The 19,126-nt window shown below is 44.7% G+C and carries 15 protein-coding genes; 8 read left to right on the top strand and 7 right to left on the bottom strand.

Translation table 11 applies throughout. The annotated features are described in order from the left end of the window. Positions 1-89: 89 nt before the first annotated feature. Positions 90-941 (bottom strand): bifunctional DNA-formamidopyrimidine glycosylase/DNA-(apurinic or apyrimidinic site) lyase, encoded by an 852-nt coding sequence (mutM, locus tag J3998_RS09955; RefSeq protein ID WP_208150515.1) that lies wholly within the window; start codon positions 939-941, stop codon positions 90-92. 46 nt (positions 942-987) lie between these two features. Then, on the bottom strand, positions 988-1,260 hold the full coding sequence (locus tag J3998_RS09950; RefSeq protein WP_208150514.1) for a TIGR03643 family protein: 273 nt from the start codon (positions 1,258-1,260) through the stop codon (positions 988-990). A gap of 261 nt (positions 1,261-1,521) precedes the next feature. Here J3998_RS09950 and J3998_RS09945 point away from each other — a divergent pair, with 261 nt between their 5' ends. Further along, positions 1,522-1,719 carry a hypothetical protein gene (locus tag J3998_RS09945; protein WP_208150513.1) on the top strand — a complete coding sequence of 66 codons (198 nt, stop codon included), beginning with the start codon at positions 1,522-1,524 and terminating at the stop codon, positions 1,717-1,719. Between the two features lie 125 nt (positions 1,720-1,844). Next, positions 1,845-4,520: a diguanylate cyclase gene (locus J3998_RS09940; RefSeq protein WP_208150512.1), complete on the top strand. Its 2,676-nt coding sequence runs from the start codon at positions 1,845-1,847 to the stop codon at positions 4,518-4,520. A gap of 77 nt (positions 4,521-4,597) precedes the next feature. Here the strand turns inward: J3998_RS09940 and rpmG are convergent, their stop codons facing one another. The 4 genes from rpmG to J3998_RS09920 all read right to left on the bottom strand — a co-directional run bounded on the left by rpmG (position 4,598) and on the right by J3998_RS09920 (position 9,189). Beyond that, the gene (rpmG, locus tag J3998_RS09935) at positions 4,598-4,750 is read right to left on the bottom strand and encodes a 50S ribosomal protein L33 (RefSeq protein WP_173274019.1); all 153 of its coding nucleotides are present in this window, start codon (positions 4,748-4,750) and stop codon (positions 4,598-4,600) included. 12 nt (positions 4,751-4,762) lie between these two features. Beyond that, positions 4,763-4,999 (bottom strand): 50S ribosomal protein L28, encoded by a 237-nt coding sequence (rpmB, locus tag J3998_RS09930; protein WP_208150511.1) that lies wholly within the window; start codon positions 4,997-4,999, stop codon positions 4,763-4,765. Between the two features lie 236 nt (positions 5,000-5,235). Continuing rightward, positions 5,236-7,221 (bottom strand): hypothetical protein, encoded by a 1,986-nt coding sequence (locus tag J3998_RS09925; RefSeq protein ID WP_208150510.1) that lies wholly within the window; start codon positions 7,219-7,221, stop codon positions 5,236-5,238. Positions 7,222-7,296: 75 nt separating this feature from the next. Next, positions 7,297-9,189: a PhoX family protein gene (locus tag J3998_RS09920; RefSeq protein WP_208150509.1), complete on the bottom strand. Its 1,893-nt coding sequence runs from the start codon at positions 9,187-9,189 to the stop codon at positions 7,297-7,299. 414 nt (positions 9,190-9,603) lie between these two features. On the opposite strand from J3998_RS09920, the gene J3998_RS09915 reads away from it, so the two are divergent. The 3 genes from J3998_RS09915 (at position 9,604) to J3998_RS09905 (ending at position 14,951) form a co-directional block, all read left to right on the top strand. Continuing rightward, positions 9,604-11,817, top strand: a complete 2,214-nt coding sequence (locus J3998_RS09915) for a hypothetical protein (RefSeq protein WP_208150508.1) — start codon at positions 9,604-9,606, stop codon at positions 11,815-11,817. A gap of 95 nt (positions 11,818-11,912) precedes the next feature. Then, positions 11,913-12,980 (top strand): hypothetical protein, encoded by a 1,068-nt coding sequence (locus J3998_RS09910; protein ID WP_208150507.1) that lies wholly within the window; start codon positions 11,913-11,915, stop codon positions 12,978-12,980. A gap of 54 nt (positions 12,981-13,034) precedes the next feature. Further along, positions 13,035-14,951: a PhoX family protein gene (locus J3998_RS09905; RefSeq protein ID WP_208150506.1), complete on the top strand. Its 1,917-nt coding sequence runs from the start codon at positions 13,035-13,037 to the stop codon at positions 14,949-14,951. Positions 14,952-14,957: 6 nt separating this feature from the next. Here J3998_RS09905 and radC read toward each other — a convergent pair whose 3' ends face one another. Continuing rightward, positions 14,958-15,638 carry a RadC family protein gene (gene radC, locus J3998_RS09900; protein ID WP_208150505.1) on the bottom strand — a complete coding sequence of 227 codons (681 nt, stop codon included), beginning with the start codon at positions 15,636-15,638 and terminating at the stop codon, positions 14,958-14,960. A gap of 106 nt (positions 15,639-15,744) precedes the next feature. On the opposite strand from radC, the gene J3998_RS09895 reads away from it, so the two are divergent. From J3998_RS09895 to J3998_RS09885, 3 genes are all read left to right on the top strand, one after another. After that, positions 15,745-16,143: an acyl-CoA thioesterase gene (locus J3998_RS09895; RefSeq protein ID WP_208150504.1), complete on the top strand. Its 399-nt coding sequence runs from the start codon at positions 15,745-15,747 to the stop codon at positions 16,141-16,143. 302 nt (positions 16,144-16,445) lie between these two features. Continuing rightward, complete coding sequence (locus J3998_RS09890) at positions 16,446-17,420, top strand: c-type cytochrome (protein ID WP_208150503.1); 975 nt, start codon at positions 16,446-16,448, stop codon at positions 17,418-17,420. Between the two features lie 9 nt (positions 17,421-17,429). Then, positions 17,430-18,710 (top strand): FAD-dependent oxidoreductase, encoded by a 1,281-nt coding sequence (locus tag J3998_RS09885; RefSeq protein WP_208150502.1) that lies wholly within the window; start codon positions 17,430-17,432, stop codon positions 18,708-18,710. Positions 18,711-19,126 lie beyond the last annotated feature (416 nt).

Raw genomic sequence — 19,126 nt, 5'->3', positions numbered from 1 at the left:
AAAGCACAGAGTGGCTTTTGCTCAAGCGCGAAATGTTGTGCTTAAGGGCTTTTCCAAGATTGGCGCTATTTTCCTTAAGCATATAGCCGTTATTTTTTAGGCGCGCGGACGCGTTTTTTCGGCTGACATTGCGGGCAGTAAAAACTGGCTCGTTGATTCAGTATCACTTTTTCCAAGGTTGTTGTACATATCGGACAAGGTTCACCCTCTTTGCCGTAAACATTCAGCTCTTGTACAAAATAGCCCGGTTTACCTTCAGGACTCATAAAGTCTTTTAGCGTGGTGCCGCCTTGTTGAATTGCCTTGGCAAGCACCTCTTTGATATTGCCTACCAGTGTATGGCACTGTGCTTTAGTGAGCGTTTTTGCCGGAGTGGCGGGATGAATACCGCTTAAGAACAGCGATTCATTGGCATAAATATTCCCTGCGCCGACGACGATTTCCGAATTCATCACAATGGTTTTAATGGCGACATTGCGGTTACGGGTTTTGTCGTAAAAGTAATCGCCGTTGAAAGCTTCATCGAACGGCTCTGGTGCCAGTTTGCCCAATAGTTTATGGCTGTTGATGTCGCCGGCTTCTGTCGGGTGCCAAAGGACTGCGCCAAAACGACGTGGGTCGTTCAAGCGCAAGACTTGTCCACTTGTTAACAAGATATCCACATGGTCATGTTTTTTGACCGCGGTATCTTTTGGTAATACCCGCAAAGTGCCGGACATGCCGAGGTGAATCAAAATAGTGCCAGGAGGGGTTTGCAATAAAATGTATTTGCCGCGACGGCTTAAGCTAGTAATCGGTTGTCCAGCCAATAGTTCCGGCAATGCCGGTTCGATTTCCCAGCGTAGTTTTGGCGCGCGTAGAGTAACGGACTCAATAGTGGCATTGTCACAAGCATCGGCAATGCCGCGGCGAGTGGTTTCGACTTCGGGTAATTCAGGCATGTCGGCGTTCGGTTAAATAGTTAAATTGCCCGCTATTATAGGCAATTTACCAACCGCTGCGAATTTTGTATTGTGTGGCACAGTAGCCGCGTGAAATGTCTTTTGAGCGTAGTTGCAAGTGCTTGGTTTTACGGCCGCTGACACGTTCACGCCAAACTTTAAAACTTCTCGGTTTTAATTCGCGTCGCATTAGTTTAATTACATCGGCCTCTTTTAAAGCGTAGTTCAGTTCAATCGCCTCAAAAGGAGTGCGATCCTCCCAAGCCATTTCGATAATCCGTGATATTGCTTCGTTATCTAGAGATACTCTGTTGCGCATAGCTAGTCCTTTAAAAATGCTGAATCAATATTGTATAAGTTTTGTATTGTTTTTTACAGGCACTTCTTGTGATGCTGTGATTTGTCATCGAATTGTTAAGAGCCTTTCATTTTCTTGTCACTTCCCTGAACTTAAATAAAGCAGCAAAATATTTGCTTAAAAACTGGCAAAACCTTTGCTTCAGCCGTTAAAGACAATAGGAACAAAAAAGATGCATGGGATGCAACGAATGACACAAGTAAGACAAGGGAGGAATGAATCATGAAACGCTATGCAATTGAATTTAATGGTTACGATTATGTGATTCTGGATAGAGATAGCGTAATCGCTGCGTTTGCAACCTTGGATGAGGCGTACAATGCGATGCGCGATTTTGAAGAAAAAACCAGTTGTGCAGTTGAGTTGAAAGTGCCTCCTGCCATGCGTTGGGCTAAACAGAATCTTTATGTTCAAGCCTAGGTTTGTTCCGGCAAAAATAGCGAATCGATTTGTCGGGTAATTATTTGCTTAAAAAACCTTTTATTTCCCAAGTTATTTGACTTCTGGTAAGTTGTACGCATATATCATTTTGTACAATTTACTGCATGCAGCTAGCTCCCTTCCCTCCGATTTTTCTTTACCTGTCATTGTGTTTCAGTGTTTTGTTTAGCGCCTCTATTTTAGCGGAGGAATCGCCTGTTTCTAAAAACTCTGCTTTGGTTCCTGTCTCAGTTCAACTTAGTTGGCAGCATCAGTTTGAATTTGCTGGTTTTTACGCGGCCATTCAGCAGGGATACTATCGGCAAGCAGGGCTGGATGTCACCTTGAAGGCTTGGCAGCCGGGAATTCTCGCTACAGATGAAGTCCTGGCGAAGCGTGCTGATTTCGGTGTTGGTTATTCGTCGGTAGTTATCGATGCGGCGAAAGGAAAGCCATTAGATTTGGTGATGGCATCCTTTCAATATTCGCCAATGATTTTGCTCTCACATACTCCGATTGAACACTTACAGCAGCTTTCCGGAGCCAAAGTTATGCATTATGGCGATGTTTTGATTAAAACCTTTATTAAGCGAATTAATGAAGTGGCTCATCTGCCGGTCAAAATGCTTTCGCCCACTGGAAATTTGCAGGATTTTATTGATAAGAAAGTCGATTTGTACGCAGCATTTCAAACCAACGAGCCATATCGACTACGCCAAAAAGGCGTCGAGTTTTATGAGATCGACCCGAAAAGTTTTGGTATTCAATCTTATTCCGATATTTTGGTAACTCATCATGATTTTGCTGCTAACCATTCTCAGATTGTGGCTGCGATGCGTGAGGCGACTATTCTCGGGTGGCAATATGCTTTGCAACATCCTGTTGCTGTTGTCGATTACATTCTGGAGCATTATCCGGTGAATAAAGATCGACAGGCGTTACTGGCCGAAGCGGAGATGACGAAGCGTTTTGTAAAATTGGAAAATATTGCTATCGGTAACTTGAACCCTCTCAAGATCATGGCTCAGGCTTTGGAAGCGCAGCAACATGGTTTTATTAGCAAACAGCAGTTGCAAGATTTTGATGCGCATAAGGTTATTTTTGAAAGTCACAACCTGTATTTGACCGATGCCGAGAGTAAGTTCCTGCGTGAAAACCCAGTGATTAAAGTTGGTGTCGATCCAAGCTGGGAGCCGTTTGAATATATTGATGATAAGGGCAAATGGCACGGTATATCGGCAGACTATTTTCAATTAATGGGACAGCGCCTAGGCGTGGTGTTCGAACCAAGCAGGGCGGCTACTTGGAACCAAGTTTTAATGGATGCCCAAAGCGGTGAAACACAGGTTCTCAGTTGTGCAGTGGCTTCTCCTGAGCGTCAAAAATTTATGAATTTTACCGATCCTTATTTGTCATTTCCGATGGTGCTAGTTGCCGAGCAATCGGTCAGCTATGTCGAGGATTATCATCTATTGAAGGGCAAAACGATTGCTGTGCCGAAAGGGTATTGGGCTCAAGAGTGGTTAGAGACCAATTATCCGGAAATTAATACCTTGCCGGTCGCTTCGGTTACTGAAGGATTGTATGCCGTGATGCACAAGAAAGCCTTTGCATTTTCCGGTAATTTAGCATCAATCAACTTTGCGATTAAGCGCGAAGGGTTAAATGGTTTACGAGTGGTCGGGGATAGCGGTATACGTTTTGATTTAGCGATTGGCACCACTGATAAAGAGCCTGAACTATTATCGATAATGCAGAAAGCTTTGGCGAGTATCGATGAAACGCAGCGCAATAATATTTATAAAAAATGGTTTCAGCTTGAGGTTTTGAATACAACCGACCACGGCACGCTTATTAAGGTGATACTGGCATCGATTTTAATTGCGTCCGTTTTGCTGTGGTTGTCGTGGTGGTTCTACCAACAGAAACGTCGCCAGAGTCTTTATATCAATCGTATCAATGAACTTTCTTTTGCAACTTATACCGATGCAAGCGGTGCTATCCAATGGGCGAGTAACTCTTTTATGGCGTTAGTGGGTTGTAAAAAGTCTGATGTAATAGGGCAGTTGCATCAGAAATTCATTCATCCGGAAGAAGATCCCGAATTATATGAAAAGGTATTTGCAACCATTCTGCAAGGCAAAACCTTTAGCGGAGAAGTTCGCTCCATCGGCTGTAATGGCAAGGATTCTTGGGTGGCGATCACGATGGTACCGGAGTTCAAATATGGGAAAGTGGTCGGGGTTTGGACTACAAGAGTTGATATTACCGATAAGGTCAAATTAAAAGAAGTTGCGATTCGCGATGCCTTGACAGGCTTGTATAACCGCCGCCAATTAAATGAGTTATTTGAGCCTTTATTGCATAAGGCCGAGCGCAATAAATCTCCGTTTGCGATTGCAATGTTCGATATCGACTATTTCAAGCGTATTAATGACCAGTATGGGCATCAGCAGGGTGACGAAGTGCTGGTACAGGTGGCCGGCTTGGCGACTAGGCATTTTTGCCGCGCAAACGACATGCTGTTCCGTGTTGGGGGTGAGGAATTTGTGTTAATTGGTGATTACGAATCAGAGTCGGCGTTTTTGAAGCATCTCGAGCGATTTAGGGAGTTGGTCGCCGGGTTAAATATTGAAAATGCCATGTCGCCTTATAAGGTGATGACAGTGTCTATCGGCGCGCTATATTGTAATAAGGTGTCGGAAGTCGATACCACCTATACCTATTCCGTTATTGACCGTTTACTCTATCAGGCCAAAGAAGAAGGCCGCAACTGCATTGTTAGCGAACAACAGTGTTGAAAGATTTCGCCGGTAAATTTTAGATAAAAAAAAACCCGATCTTGTGGATCGGGTCTCTCAACATAATCTGGGTAAGATTACTTGATTTTAGCTTCTTTGAACAAGACGTGTTTACGAACGATTGGGTCGTATTTCTTGATCTCGAATTTGCCAGCCATGTTCTTCTTATTCTTATCCGTAGTATAGTAATAAGCAGATTCAGTGGACTTTAATTTGATCTTATCGCGCATGATTTAGTCTCCTTAGACCTTCTCACCACGTGAACGCATATCAGCGATCACAGCGTCAATACCGTTCTTGTCGATGTTGCGCATACCAGCAGTTGATACGCGTAGTTTTACAAAACGGCTCTCTGCTTCAGACCAAAAACGGTGCGTGTGCAAGTTTGGTAGGAAGCGACGACGAGTTTTACGGTGAGAGTGGGAAACATTGTTACCGACTACAGGACGTTTTCCTGTTACTTGGCATACTCTAGACATTTCACAATCCCTTCTAGTATGAAATCTTAATTAACTCATTGAATTAACTAAAAAATCGTTAAATAAAAATATTCGAATATTTCTATATTCACCAGCTAAATAACTTTGAGCCAGAAATAAGAACGCGGAATTATCCATGAAAGCTTGGGTAAATGCAAGCGCTTTTCCGTTGTTATTTCAAGCGCTTGCAGGTTATTCATTTGTCTTATTTTTAAGGCGTGTGAATATATAGTGGTTTACTGAAGATAAGGCACATAATCTGGGAAGTAGGTACCGCCTTCGTTAAATGGTTTATCTTCTTCAATTAGTGTGATGCCGTCTCCGGCTTTATAGTCAAAGCGAGTCGGTTCATCCAATTGAATAGAGCGCTCGCTAATGATTTCGCCAAACTGATAAGGCGTACCGTCGTTCTTTACTTCTGCAATTGAGGAATCACGGTAGTGGAGGTAGCTAATCGGCGTTTCCGAAAATACATCTTTACCGTAAATATAACGCTGGGTGGCAACGACTTGACGATAGCGACGAGCATTCTCAATGGCGTCCTCGGCTTCAGGATAAAGCAGGAAACCTTTAATGGTACCGTCTTGATTCAAGTAGTCTTTACTAACAACATATTCACGTAATAGTGTTTGGCGTAAGGTCACGCTCTGTTCGAAATTGACCGCATTATCGGTTTTAATCGCTGTCCAGTTGCTGGAATAACCACTCTCTGTATTAATCGCCGTTTGCAAACCTGCTTCAATGGATTGCGGCATTACACCATAAAGGTTTGCACTGACGGTATGGTTTAACAATAGAGCAAATTCGCCAATATCTGCATGACGATTGATTGGCTCCGGTGTTGTGGAAGTAGCGACACCATCACGAATCTTGGTTCCGAGGTAGTCCATTTCCTGCCAACCTAAATCGGAGTTGAAAGCGCGTGGAAATGACCAAGTACTATCGACAGTATTTCCGGTACCGCTAGTAAAGTTAGGATCTTTGGTCTGGTAGTGGAATCCTGAATGGCAGCCGATACATTGGGTAAGTTCTTGTCGGGTTTGTGGGCGCAAATCGCCGTTTTTATCTTCGATGTAACCGGCTAGTAACCAACCGGAACCATTGTCGACCCAACCTTGTTTATCATTGCCATAGATTTGGTCACCGGTACCGTCCCCCGGTCTGGCTTCCATAGGATTAAAGTCTTCGTCTTTATACATATAACGGACTTCTTTAACACGAGTGGCACGCATACCAGGTAATTTACCGTTGCTTCCGTCGGCAGTGGTGTCGACATAATGCAGCGGGTGTGCCAGTTCTGTGCCTTGCGGATAACTTCCTGCCACCACTTTAATTGCCGATGCGGCGCCGAAATAGTTTGTCGGTGAAGTTTCGGTCAGGCGGTTTTGGATTGCATCGCGTAATAGATCAAGGTTCTGTTGGTAGATGGCTAGGTCGAAGTCTCCAGAACTGTTCTGCATAAACGGTGCGGCGAGACGAATATAAATGCCGGAAACCGAACCGGTCATTGGACTGAAGATGCCGTACGGCATAAAGTTAATGGCGCGCCAACCGGTATTGCCTCCGAAATCATCGTTGAAATAGATGTCTTTGGCATCGTTAGAGCGTACGAAACCGTCATTATCTGCTGGTAGTGCCGCCGGATTGAGGCCAGGCAATAGGCGGAAAGGTTGGTCGTAACCGCTGTCCCAATCGCTGCTTTTGCCAAGTCTTAGGTTATAAGCGGCTTGCCAGTTGTCTTCTTGAATATAGTCCTGCATGTTCCATTCGTTTGGATCAATATCCATAGCAGTGATTGCTGCAAGCAAGGTTTCTGGACTTAGAGTGTTTAACCAGTAGTTTTTGGCGGCGGTCGGCGCTTGCGCGCTGTAGGGGTCAAAACCATAGTCGATTTGAAAATTAACTTGCGGCATGGCGCCGGCTTGCGGATTGTTATTCCCCAGTCCTTGTTTATAAAGGCCGTTGGTATGACAGAAAAGACAGGCATTTTGGCGACCAAGGCTGGTTTCGGTATGACATTGTGCCGGCACTTGCGGGTAAGGGTTACCTTCAAAGACAACCGGATTGATATAACTTCCGATCAGTGCCGACTGCGTTGCCGCAGTTGTCGTACCTTCATCGGTGTTATCGATAAGGTTGGTTGGTGTCTCCGTGACATCGCCGCAAGCGGTCAATAAAAGTGAAATCCCAGCCAACAGGAATGATGTTTTAATGTTATTCATTATGATTCCTATTTACATTGTATAGTGCACAAAAAGCCAGCATAAAGCTGGCTTTTAGAATCCAAAAGTTATGGATTATTTGATAGCTGGCATCCCTTTGATATAACCGAAGTTAGCATCAAATTTATTGATTTTACCAGTTGCTTCAACCGCCGCTTCAACGTCAGCGTTCATTGAGCTGATGTAGTCACCGTGGTGTTGCGAGTTAGACATGATGTATGCATAACCGTTTATATCGTCAACAACTTGCAGACCCGTTGCTTCTGCACCGGCTACGTTAGTCAAGATACGAGAAAGTTGCTTAGTATCGACGTTGTATGCCCATACGAAGTTGTTTACGTGAGTACCAGAGTCTTCACCGACAAACAGAGTGCGCATCTTGTCAGAGAACGCGATGTTATCTGTGTTTGCGATGTAGTTAGGATCTGCAGTGTTACCTAGTGCATCAGTTGCGATATCGCGACCCATTAGTAAGTCTTCAACCATGAAAGAAGTCACTACGTGGTTCGAGTTGATTGCGTTGCTGTCGCTGTCTACTTGACCCGCTTGCATTGGCATAGTGAAGGTTGCACCAGCGTTTACTTTCGCCATTTTTAGGTGTTCCATGTCTGCTGGAAGACCTTGGTCAAGCATGCCTTTATCTAGGTAAGAGATTGCCATGTAAAGTTTGTTGTCGCCAGAGTTAACCGCGATACCTTCCATTTTGTTCCACTCAACGGTAGCACCTTTCAGTGCTGCGTAACGACGTGACTCTAGGAAAGCGGCTGCTTGTTCTTTACCAGGTTTAACGGCTAGACATTCATCGAAAGTTGAACCGGCACGAACATGTGTTGTTTGGACGCCGTCAACAGCTGGACAAGTTTCAGTTGCTGTATCGAATGCAGCATTGTAGAAAATGTCATCAAAAGTATTGTTGTCCGCTAGCGTTTTAACTTCAGTATCCGTCGCTGAGCCAAGTTTAATCCAAGACATATTTCCTGCGTAATCACCGGTTTGAGCGACTTTACCAGCGTATAGAGAGCCAGAAGATAGGTCGCCTGCTGTGTCAGCAACGTACATGAATAGTGCAACGTTAGTACCGTCGTCACCGTAGTAAACCGTGCGTGAATCCGGCATGACTTTACCTGCTTCCCAAGTACCGCGACCCATTGAATAGTGCTTAACGACTTCGTTTGAACCGTCTTCGTTAACTGTTACTTCAGGGAAGTAACCATAGTGGTAAGGGTTAGCCGTTTTCGTGTTGTTGAAGTACATGCTAGACATGACTTCGATTGCCGCTTCAGTGCGTGAGTAGCTGCTGTTTAGCGGGTTGTACTGCATGTCGTAATCTTCTTCCGAACCTAGGTGAGTGTTCCAAGGTGTTTGTGAACCGAAACATGGAATCCATAGACCGTCAACACCAGAGAAGTCGATTGGTTTTTGGTCAACTGCATCAAGATCACCGGTTGCAGCATCTTGCGAGATCGAAGTTTGCAGCATACCCATTGGCGCACGCGAAGAAGCACGAGTACCGTCAGCATATAGCCAGTCATATTCAAGGTGAGAAACTAGGAAGATGTTATCGCCAACTTTAAGTAGGCTGTTTGAGTCAGGTGTTTCGGCTAGAAGTGGCGCGCCGTTTGGATCGAAAAGCGGTGAGCCGTCCATGTCATAAAGCTGACCAGCTGGGTAGGCGTTGTTACCAACAGTATCTAGAGTCGTGAATAGTTTTTCGTACTCAAGATCGAAAGTTTCTGAAGTACCGTCTTCATACTTAACGATAGCTTTAGAAGTGGTATAAGTCATAGCCATTTCTTCAGCAGTGCTAGGTGCTGGCGTGCTAGTGAATTCGACTGATTGAACCGCTTTTACTTCTGTTTCTGTGGTAGGTGTTGTGACTAGAACGGATTCGTCAATACAGCCTACTAAAGAAAGCGTACTTCCTGTAAGCACGGTCGCTAAAGCAATAGATAGCTTATTAAGTTTCATTGTGTTGGTTCCTTGCTGGTGATGTTGAACAATAAAAACAGCGAAGATATTAGCTAAGGAGTGTTACGAAAAAATGGCGCCTAAGTTTCATAATTAAGAAGCTTTTATGACGGGCTACATTGTGTGGAGTTGGGGAGAAAATGATCTTTTTATTCGGGCAGAAGTTTAACTTTCAAATGAGTTGTGACTTTAAGTTTTCTTAACCGGATACTTATTTCGCTTGCTGGCTGGTTTTGATTACAAATTAAATCCAATTTGGTTTTTTATGTTGGTCGGCATATGAAGATTTTGTTAAACATCGTGTTATGCAATAAATCTTTTATTTTTATGCTTTTTAATAGTGCTCATTAATTTTTGCGCTGCTTGATTGCTGTCGCGATCTATTTCATTTGAAATCATTCAAACGAGGATGTTATGACCACTAAATTTTTCAAACGCTCAATTCTCGGGTCAGCGATTATTGCCGCTTCTGTAAGCCTTTCTGGATGTTTTTCCGGTTCCGATAATGACACTAATACAGAATTTTCCGGCGCAACCGTTTCCGGTGTCGCTGCTAAAGGGATCGTAAAGAACGGCGTAATTTCTGTTCAAGAGTTAGGGGCGGCTAAGCAAACACTAAGAACGTTTACATCAGTCGACACCGATGAAAATGGTTTTTACAGCGTAACTATTCCGGGTAATTATGGCGGCGGCCCGCTTCAAATTACTTTGTCTTTGGATGAAGATTCGCAAATGAAATGTGATGCAGTCGAAGGCTGTGGCGACCGTCCATCCGATGATGGCATCGAAGATAATAATGGAATAATTGATTTCGGTGAATGGTTTAAACCGGGCGCCGGCGCTTTCTTGATGACAGCCTTGCTAGATAAAGCGCAATCGAATGCACATGAAATTAAAGTGAGTATCACACCGTTTTCTCACATGGCTGCTGAAAAAGCCAAAGCTACGGCAAATTTCGATGCCGCTGCAATTCTTTTGGCCAATGCAGAAGTCAGCGCTTTATTAAACCTAAATATTCTCAATGTATTTCCAGCCGATATCACCGATGCCAATGCGGTTGACGATCAGGCAATTGTGTTGGCAGCACTTTCGGCAGCCTTAGCTAATCTTGCCAAGGATAACGGTACAACCTTGCAGGAAGAGATGGTGAAACTGATCAGTTCTTATATTGACACAGGCTCGTTAGTTGGAACGGATGAATCCGACCAAGCTATCTCTTTACAAGACATTATTGATCAGGCGAAACGAACGATGGAGCATGCCGGCATTAATAATGCCAATGTAGATGAAGCCTTTAAGGATTTGCAAGATGATGCAGATAATTCCGGTTCCGGAAGCGTTCCGAATACGCCATTAGATTCGGCTACCGCAGACGCCGTCGGTAAAGCTAAGGCTTTGGTTGCTGATATTCGCGATTATGCACAAAACACCGAAGCGACCATTACCGATCCGAATTTCGGTACTAGCTTTACCACCGAAGTCGATTCGGCGGTAACTTTGCTAAATAACTTGGAAACGGCAGATAATCCAGTTGTTTCAATGGTTCATGTGTTTAATGTTCTGTCTTCAGCGATTCAGTCACTAAAATTTGACGAAAACGGTCAACTTGATGAAAACAAGACCTTTACCGAAGACGATGATTTCGAGTTCGATTCAGGCTCGGTAAGCATTAGCGCTGCAAACGATAGCGAGACGGGCGATTTCTCGGGAACTTTGACTTTTACCGATGCGGATACCGGTTCTCAGTTGGTTAATCTGACATTGAGTTTTACCGGTAATTATCTGGATTCGGATAGCAGTGTAAATTTTGAACTTTCGACTTCCGCTGCGAACGGTGTCATTGTCACGTCTTCGACCGTTCTTGAGTTAGAAGACAGCGCTTTGTCTCTTGCTATTAATGGTGCGAGCGATTCGACTTTGACAGATGGTTCTTTAGCGGTTGATTTTCAATCTGGTGTTAGTTTGACGGTTGCGACTTCAGAGAGTAGTGATGTGGTTTTCGGTGGGACTATTTCGAGTGATTTCGCAACTTACTATAGCGAACAGCAAACCCAAAACGCCGGTGAATATTTGGTTAAAGCTGTGGCGTTACCGAAATCTTTCTCTTTCAGCGGTTCTGTGACTGCCGGAGAGCAAGCAACGGATTTAAGTTTTTCGGCGAGCTTGCCGGATATTGCTGATTTCTACGATGCGGATAATAATCACTTGATTGACGAAACGGCGGATGCATTTATGGCATTTAATGCAAGTCTAGTTTTTGCGTTAGACCTTGGTGAATTGTCGGATGTTACCGTTTCTCTAGAAAGTAATCGTACGGCATTGCGTACCGGCGAAACTAGCCTGACTCTACGTCAGGGTGAACGCTCTTTAACGCTTGATACTGCTGTTACCTTGGCAACCACCAAAGCGGATGCGATGGCAATTATCTATGACATCATGATTGCTTCAATCAACGAAGATATTGTGATTACTGACCAAAACGGTACTCAGTTGATAGTTAATGATTCCTATGCTGCCGGTGAAATCGCGCATATTATGGTCGATGGTCTGACGGTAGGTGTTATCGAAGAAACTGATAGTGGTCTAATCAAAGTGAGCTATAAAGACGGTTCTTTCGAATTCCTGTAATCGTCATCTAAATTTAGCTTAAGCTGCTGATCGAGGCGGTATATTGCAGTTTATTGCGATATACCGCCTTTTTTATTTTTTAGCATCTGAGTTTTATGAAACAGCACTTATCTAAATTTTTATTTCCGCTTCTAAGCTTCACTGCATTGAATGTCTCTGCGGCTGATTACCAAGTTTATTTTGAAGTTGAAGGGTTTAACCATAGCGAGCCAATGGCGATTTTTGAATTTGCTGGGGACTGGCAAGGACAATTGTACAACGGTGACCAAGCGATTTCTTTAAATCGTGCCGAAATCGGTTTTAGCAAGGATCAATGGTCGCTCGGTTTATTTGTGCGCAGCGATATGTTGTTGGAGTTTCCCGGCGATACGGCTGAATTCTATTATTTAGCGGTCAACCAATTACCGATTGAAACCGACCGTGTTTATGACATCAATATCGATACTAACTTTTTTACCGCGACCGGTTTGAAGCTCGGTTATCAGGGTCGTTGGCAAAAATTTGATTGGCAACTTGATTTGTCTTATTTGCAAGCGCATCGTATGACTTATGGCTCTTACCAATCGACAGCTGAATACGATAGTAATGCGGATTACCATCTTGCTTTGGATGTAGATTACTACTATGACAATGATGTGCTGTTTGATCGTGATGTGCAACAAAAGCCGGAAGGGCATGGTTACGCTATCGATTTTGCCGTAGGAGGACAAGTCACGGAAAACTGGTCGGCGGGCTTAGCGGTTAAAGATCTGTTTGCGGCAATCTATTGGGATCAGGCGCCGCGCACTATTTATACCGGCGAAGCGGTTCGTGGTTCGGGCGATAATCTCTTTGAATACACGACTAACAGCGGCTTGGAGAGCAATGAGCACTTAACTCAGGATATTCCGGCAAAGGTGTTTGTGAATAGTGAATACCGCTTTTTTGAAAACCATCGTATACGCTTCGATTATAACTACTATGCCATCAAGGGTTTCTTTAGCAGTAGCTACCTTTACCAGTACGGCACGCATAATTTCCGTATCGGATATAACCTTAGCGCTGAAGCGATTGAATTGGGATATAACAATGACTGGTTGAAAGTACAGTTGATTGCCGATGAATTTAATCCGAACACCGCCAGAACTTTAGCGGGTGCCTTGTCTGTTTACTACCGCTTTTAAAAATCTGGCAAAATAAGCGCTTATTTGCCATAACCAACCGCAGTGAGTTTGAACATGAAAGCTAAGAACGATTTTGACAAGCAGCAACATACCGCTCTAAGTCATGATGGGGTGGATGAAATCATTCGTCCTGCACCTGATAAGGTTGGTTTTGAAGAGGTGCTGGAAAAGGCGTTAAGCCGTCGCGATTTCTTTAAAGGCAGTGCCTTGTTATTTGGCAGTAGTCTGTTTTTTAAATCGTCAATTGGCAATGCTGAAAGTGCAGAGTCAAAAGCGTTTGATGTCTTCGATTTTGAACCGGTCGCGGCGAATGTCGAGGATACCGTGACCTTGCCGCAAGGTTACCAATGGCGGCCATTGGTCAGTTGGGGGCAGCCAATGTGGTCAAAAGGAAAAACTTTTGATGCCGAACAGCTACTGACAAGCGAGGAACAAGCATTGGCCTTTGGCGATAACAATGACGGCATGAAGCATTTCACTGTTCAGGGTCGTGAGCTATTGGCAATTAATAATGAGTATGTGAATTTCTCGGGCTTTTTCAGCAACCGCAAAAGCGGCGCGCCGGAAACCTTAGACGATGTGCTGAAAACTCAGCAAGCGGTTGGGGTATCGATTGTTGAAATCCAACAAGTTAAAAACGGTTGGCAGATAGTGCAAGACTCGCCGTTTAATCGCCGTATTACCGCACACACGCCAATGGAAATTACCGGGCCTGCACGCGGTCATTTATTAATGAAAACGCCACAAGATCCGCAAGGTGTTGAAGCGCTCGGTACTTGGGCGAACTGCGGTAGCGGAACAACGCCGTGGGGAACATATTTGACCTGCGAAGAGAATTTCAATGGTTACTACGCTTCTAGCGATAGCGGACTGGAGATCAGTCCCGAGTTACAGCGCTACGGTCTTGCGCATCAAGGTTATGGTTACGATTGGCATAAGGTCGATGAACGTTTTGATTTGGCGAAAGGAATGAATGAACCGAACCGCTCCGGCTATGTGGTTGAGATTGACCCGAGCAACCCGAATTCCAAACCGAAAAAACGCACTGCTTTAGGTCGTTTTAAACATGAAAATGCGGAAATGGTGATTGCCGAAAGTGGGCAAATCGTCGTCTATATGGGCGATGATGAACGCGGCGAATTTCTGTATCGCTATGTTTCTAACAACGTTTTTAAAGCGGACGCGGATATTGATGATTTAATGGAAAACGGCATTCTGTATGCTGCTAAGTTTGCAGAAGACGGCAGCGGTACTTGGTTGCCTCTAACGCCGAAAAGTACCGGAATGAGTTTGGCAGAAATTTGTATTCACACTCGTCAGGCGGCATCCAAAGTGGGCGCAACCACCATGGACCGTCCGGAATGGGTCGCGGTGAATCCGAATAAAATCGAAGTCTATTGTTCTTTAACCAATAATAAAATTCGCGGTTTAAAACCAAATAAAGGCGGTGATGCGCAACCGGTCGGCGGGCCAAATCCGCGTCAAGACAATAAATATGGGCAAGTTGTGCGCTGGACTCCTGAGAAGGGTGATCATGCTGCCAATGAATTTATTTGGAATCTATTTGTGTTGGCGGGTAATCCTGACGTGCACAAAACCGGTTTGCAGGCCGGTTCGGATAACGTTGATGTCAGTAATATGTTTAACTCACCGGACGGTGTGCATTTCGATAGCCAAGGTAAGCTTTGGATTCAAACTGACGGCAAAACTACGAACCAAGGCGATTTTGCCGGTATGGGTAATAGTCAGATGTTATTGGCGAATCCTTACAGCGGCGAGATTAAACGCTTTATGGTCGCGCCAAAGGGGGCGGAAGTGACAGGTTTTGCCTACAGCAACGACCGTAAGACGATTTTTGTCGGCATTCAACATCCGGGCGAATGGGGCATTGAATCAACATTCCCTAATGGTGATGTGCCGCGCTCAACGGTTATCGCCATTAGCCATAAGAACGGCTATCAAATCGCGTAATAATTTTTAGGGCATCTGATTACTTTGCGCGAGCGAATGCCAGCGGCCGTTGTCGCCGAGGATAATATGGTCTAGGGTTCGTACATCAATCATATTTAGTGCGTCGCTGAGTTGTTTGGTGAGTTGAATGTCGGCTTGGCTCGGCGTTGGGTCGCCGGAAGGATGGTTATGCGCCAAAATAATGGCGGCAGCACTCTGTTCTAGAGCGGCTTTGACCACTTCGCGAGGATAGACGCTGGCTTGATTTAAGGTGCCGGTGAACAAACTTTGATATTTGATTAGATGGTGCTGTTGGTCGAGTAGCAATACGCCGAAGGTTTCGCGTTGTTGGTGACCGATTTGATGTTCTAGAAAGCGCGCAACCAGTTCCGGTGACTGCATGGCATCGCCTTTTTGTAGGCCGCTTTCAAAATGACGCCGCGACATTTCTAGCACGGCTTGCAGTTGTACGAATTTGGCGTCGCCTAAGCCTTTGGCTTGGCAAAACTCGGCTTTATCCGCATTCAATAATGCATTTAAAGAACCAAAATGGTCTAATAAACTCTGCGCTAAATCGACGGCGCTGAGTCCTTTGACGCCCACCCTTAAGAAAATCGCCAGTAATTCTGCATCGCTTAAACTGTGCGCGCCTTGCGCCAATAGCTTTTCTCGCGGGCGTTCCGATTCGTGCCAGTCCAGAATGGTCATAATTTTGCTCCTTATTGGGTATGCCCCAAGCTAAGGTCTAAAAATCATTTACATAGGGTACACTGCTTTAGATAGTAATGTTTAATTAATAACGGAGAAATTTGCAATGTTTAGTATACAAATGCAGGTAAGAGATTATGAGTGCGATTTGCAAGGCGTAGTCAATAACGCCAACTATATGCACTATTTTGAACACGCCAGACACCAGTATCTGCACGATTTAGGAATTAATTTTGCGGATTACACCGCGCAACAGATTCATTTGATGTTGGTCCGTGCAGAACTGGATTTCAAAGCGTCATTACGGCCGAATGATGAATTTACGGTTACGGTGACGATGGAGCGCGAATCACGCATTAAATATGCTTTTGTGCAGACGATTATTCGTAATGAAGATCAAAAAGTGATGTGTGTCGGCCGTAATATCGGCGTTGCGCTTAATCCAAATGGTCGTCCGGTGGTTTTTGAGCCTTTTGAAGCAGTGCTTGAAGAAGCTATAAAATAATTAATGGGCTTTAGTCGGATTATTCATGGCTAATGCTGAATTTTGAATAAATTACGGTATTTTTATTTCTTTTTTAATTGAGATATTCGCTTTTCTATCCGCAATGGTGATAACGCTATATCTCGCTGCACAAGGAAAAACTTTACAGATATAGGCGGTTTGTTAGAGCTTCAGACATTTGTCTTATTGGACATTTGCCGCTTGTCGTGCCTGATTTGCCTAAGCATACTCGATTCAACTTTAAAGCGAACGCCACCAAGAGCGTTATGAAGTTACTAATTTAAGTAATCGAGGAGCTTATTATGGCTTACCACCGTTTATCTGGCTATTTGTCAGTTATCCCTCTTTCTTTAATGCTCGGTGCTTGTGGCGGCGGTGGAACTGATTCCACAACCGCTAGCGCAACACCGGCATCGGTTGAACTGTCCGGAACTGTGCCGGGAACCTTTATCCAAGCGTTTTGTACCGATGGCAGTAACCCATCTGTTTATTCAGTCCAGAATGGTACTGCAGAGCATCCGTTCACACTGAATCTTCCATATCAAACCGACTGCCGTATTGTCATGATTACCAATGAAGGAACGGCTGAACAAGTTATTACGCCGCTTACCTTTAACGGCGATTCTATTATCAATATGCGTACTGAATTTGACTTAGGCTTTGTGCCTTTGGCTATGTCGCCGGATGACATTGTCGATAGCAACGGCGATAGTGTTGCTGATACGCCTTTGGATATTGCGGTCACGACTGTTGACGGTGTTGCAGTTTATAGTCTGAATGACGACCCAATGGATAAAGATGATAATCAGATTCCAGATTATTACGACGACGATGACGACGATGGGGTTAGTAATTATCAAGATGACGATTATGAACATGATGGCGATAGCGATCGTGACGGTATCGATGATGAGTATGACCGAGACGATGATAACGATGGTCATGACGATGATGATTACACATCCAGCAGCAATGATATTCCGGTTGCCAATTATGTTGTTACACGCGGTCGTTTATTAGCATCGCAATGTTTCCAATGCCACGGTAGCAATGGTCGTTCGGTAACTGGTTGGGACAGCATTGCCGGCGAGAGCTATGGCGAGATCATGGAATACATGACGAGTGAATACAGCGTTACCCATATTATGGGCGCGGCAGTGGTTGGCTATAGTCAACAAGAACGTGAAGATATCGCAACCTATATCGCCAATGGAAGTACGTCTGGTGATTACAGTGAGTCGGATGATGATTACGACGATGATCGTGATGACGACTAGGAGAGCAGCATGAAAAAAACAACTGAAAACAATCAATTTTCCCGTCGTAGTTTATTGAAAATGCTAGGCATCGGTGCGACTGCAGCGATTGCACCGAGTTTAGCGATGCGAACGCAAGCGGCGACCATTCCTCATGTTGTGGTTGTTGGCGGTGGTTTCGCCGGCTCTACAGCGGCGAAATACATCAAACAATGGGGCGGCCAAGGCGTGCAGGTCACCATGATTGAGCCGAACAGTAATTATGTGTCGCCAATTCTTAGTAACTTGGTATTGAATGGTCAAAAAACCACTGCCGGACTGACCTTTAATTATCAGGCTCAGCAGGGTCGTGGCGTAAATATGATTAATAGCTCGGTGACGGCAATTGATAAAGCCAACCGCACCATTACCTTGGCGAATGGCTCAAGCATGAGTTACGACCGTTTGGTGTTAGCGCCGGGTATCGATTTTGATTATGTTGACGGTCACGATGAAACACGGGTGCCGCATGCATGGAAAGCCGGCGAGCAGACAAATCTGCTGAAATCTCAGTTAGATGCAATGGGCAGCGGTCAGCACTTCGTTATGACCATCCCTGTTGCGCCTTATCGTTGTCCTCCGGGGCCTTATGAGCGTGCTTGTGTGGTGTCTGATGTATTGAACTATGCACGTGGTCTTAGTGCCAAGGTAACAGTGTTGGATGCTAACCCAGGGATTACTGTTGAAGCGGATTCATTTGGTGCTCGTTTTGAGATGTATGGCATTGAATATATCCCGAATGCGGTGGTCACTGCGGTTGATTCGAACACGCGCAGTGTTTCCTATAGTGTCAGTGGCGGTGCAACGCAAACAATCGATGCCGATGTTCTGAACGTCATCCCGAACCAGAAAGCCGGCCAGATTATTTTCGATGCCGGTTTGAATAGTGGTAATTGGGCGCCTGTTAATCCAATGACCTATGAATCGACGCTTGCTAGCAATATTCATATTATTGGCGATTCGCAAGGTACCGGCCAACCTAAAGCCGGCCATATCGGCAATGGGGAAGCGAAAGTTTGCGCAGATGCGATTCTGCGCCTGTTGAACAATATTGCCCCAGATCCGGCGCCAAAAACCAACTCGGCTTGTTATAGCCCAGTGTCCCGCACTGAAGCGACATGGTTGACGGCCGCCTATGAATACAACGCGACTACCGGTGCAATGCAGTTAGTCAGTGGTGCGGGTTATCCGTATTCGAGCGCACCGAGCACACGTAATTACGGCGATATGTTCGATTGGGCCGGCAACCTATTTAACGATACTTTTTCATAAAGTCCTTAGGATCCATTAATTTGAACAATTAATGGATCGGTATTTAGGGGTTTCCCAGTTTGTCCAGACGCCGTCGGTGCTCTGGACTTTTTTATTTGCCATGAAAAGTGTGCCGTTCTAAGTTGTTCTTAACAATAAGCTTTTCATTTTTTCTCGCATCCTTTTGGATATGGCAATGCAGTTCACTTAATGAGCTTGTTTATTAAAATAGGAGACTGCCACTGTCCATAAACAAGAATGGACCTAGCAACGACGTTCATTGCGAACGGAGTGAAGCAATCTTTATGACTTAAGTGAATAGCAGCATTGCCTTACTGGTGGGGTAATCATCCCATTTTTAAACTCTGTTAAAAGTAGAAGTTAAGCAGCCATCAAAGGTGGTTTACCTCCGTTGGCTTTATGTGGTCGTTCGTGAT

The organism is Thiomicrorhabdus marina (genome assembly GCF_017571465.1).
GTDB classification, from domain to species: Bacteria; Pseudomonadota; Gammaproteobacteria; order Thiomicrospirales; family Thiomicrospiraceae; genus Thiomicrorhabdus; species Thiomicrorhabdus marina.
Note: the sequence above shows the minus strand (reverse complement) of the source record. Positions and strands in the feature narration are given on the sequence as shown.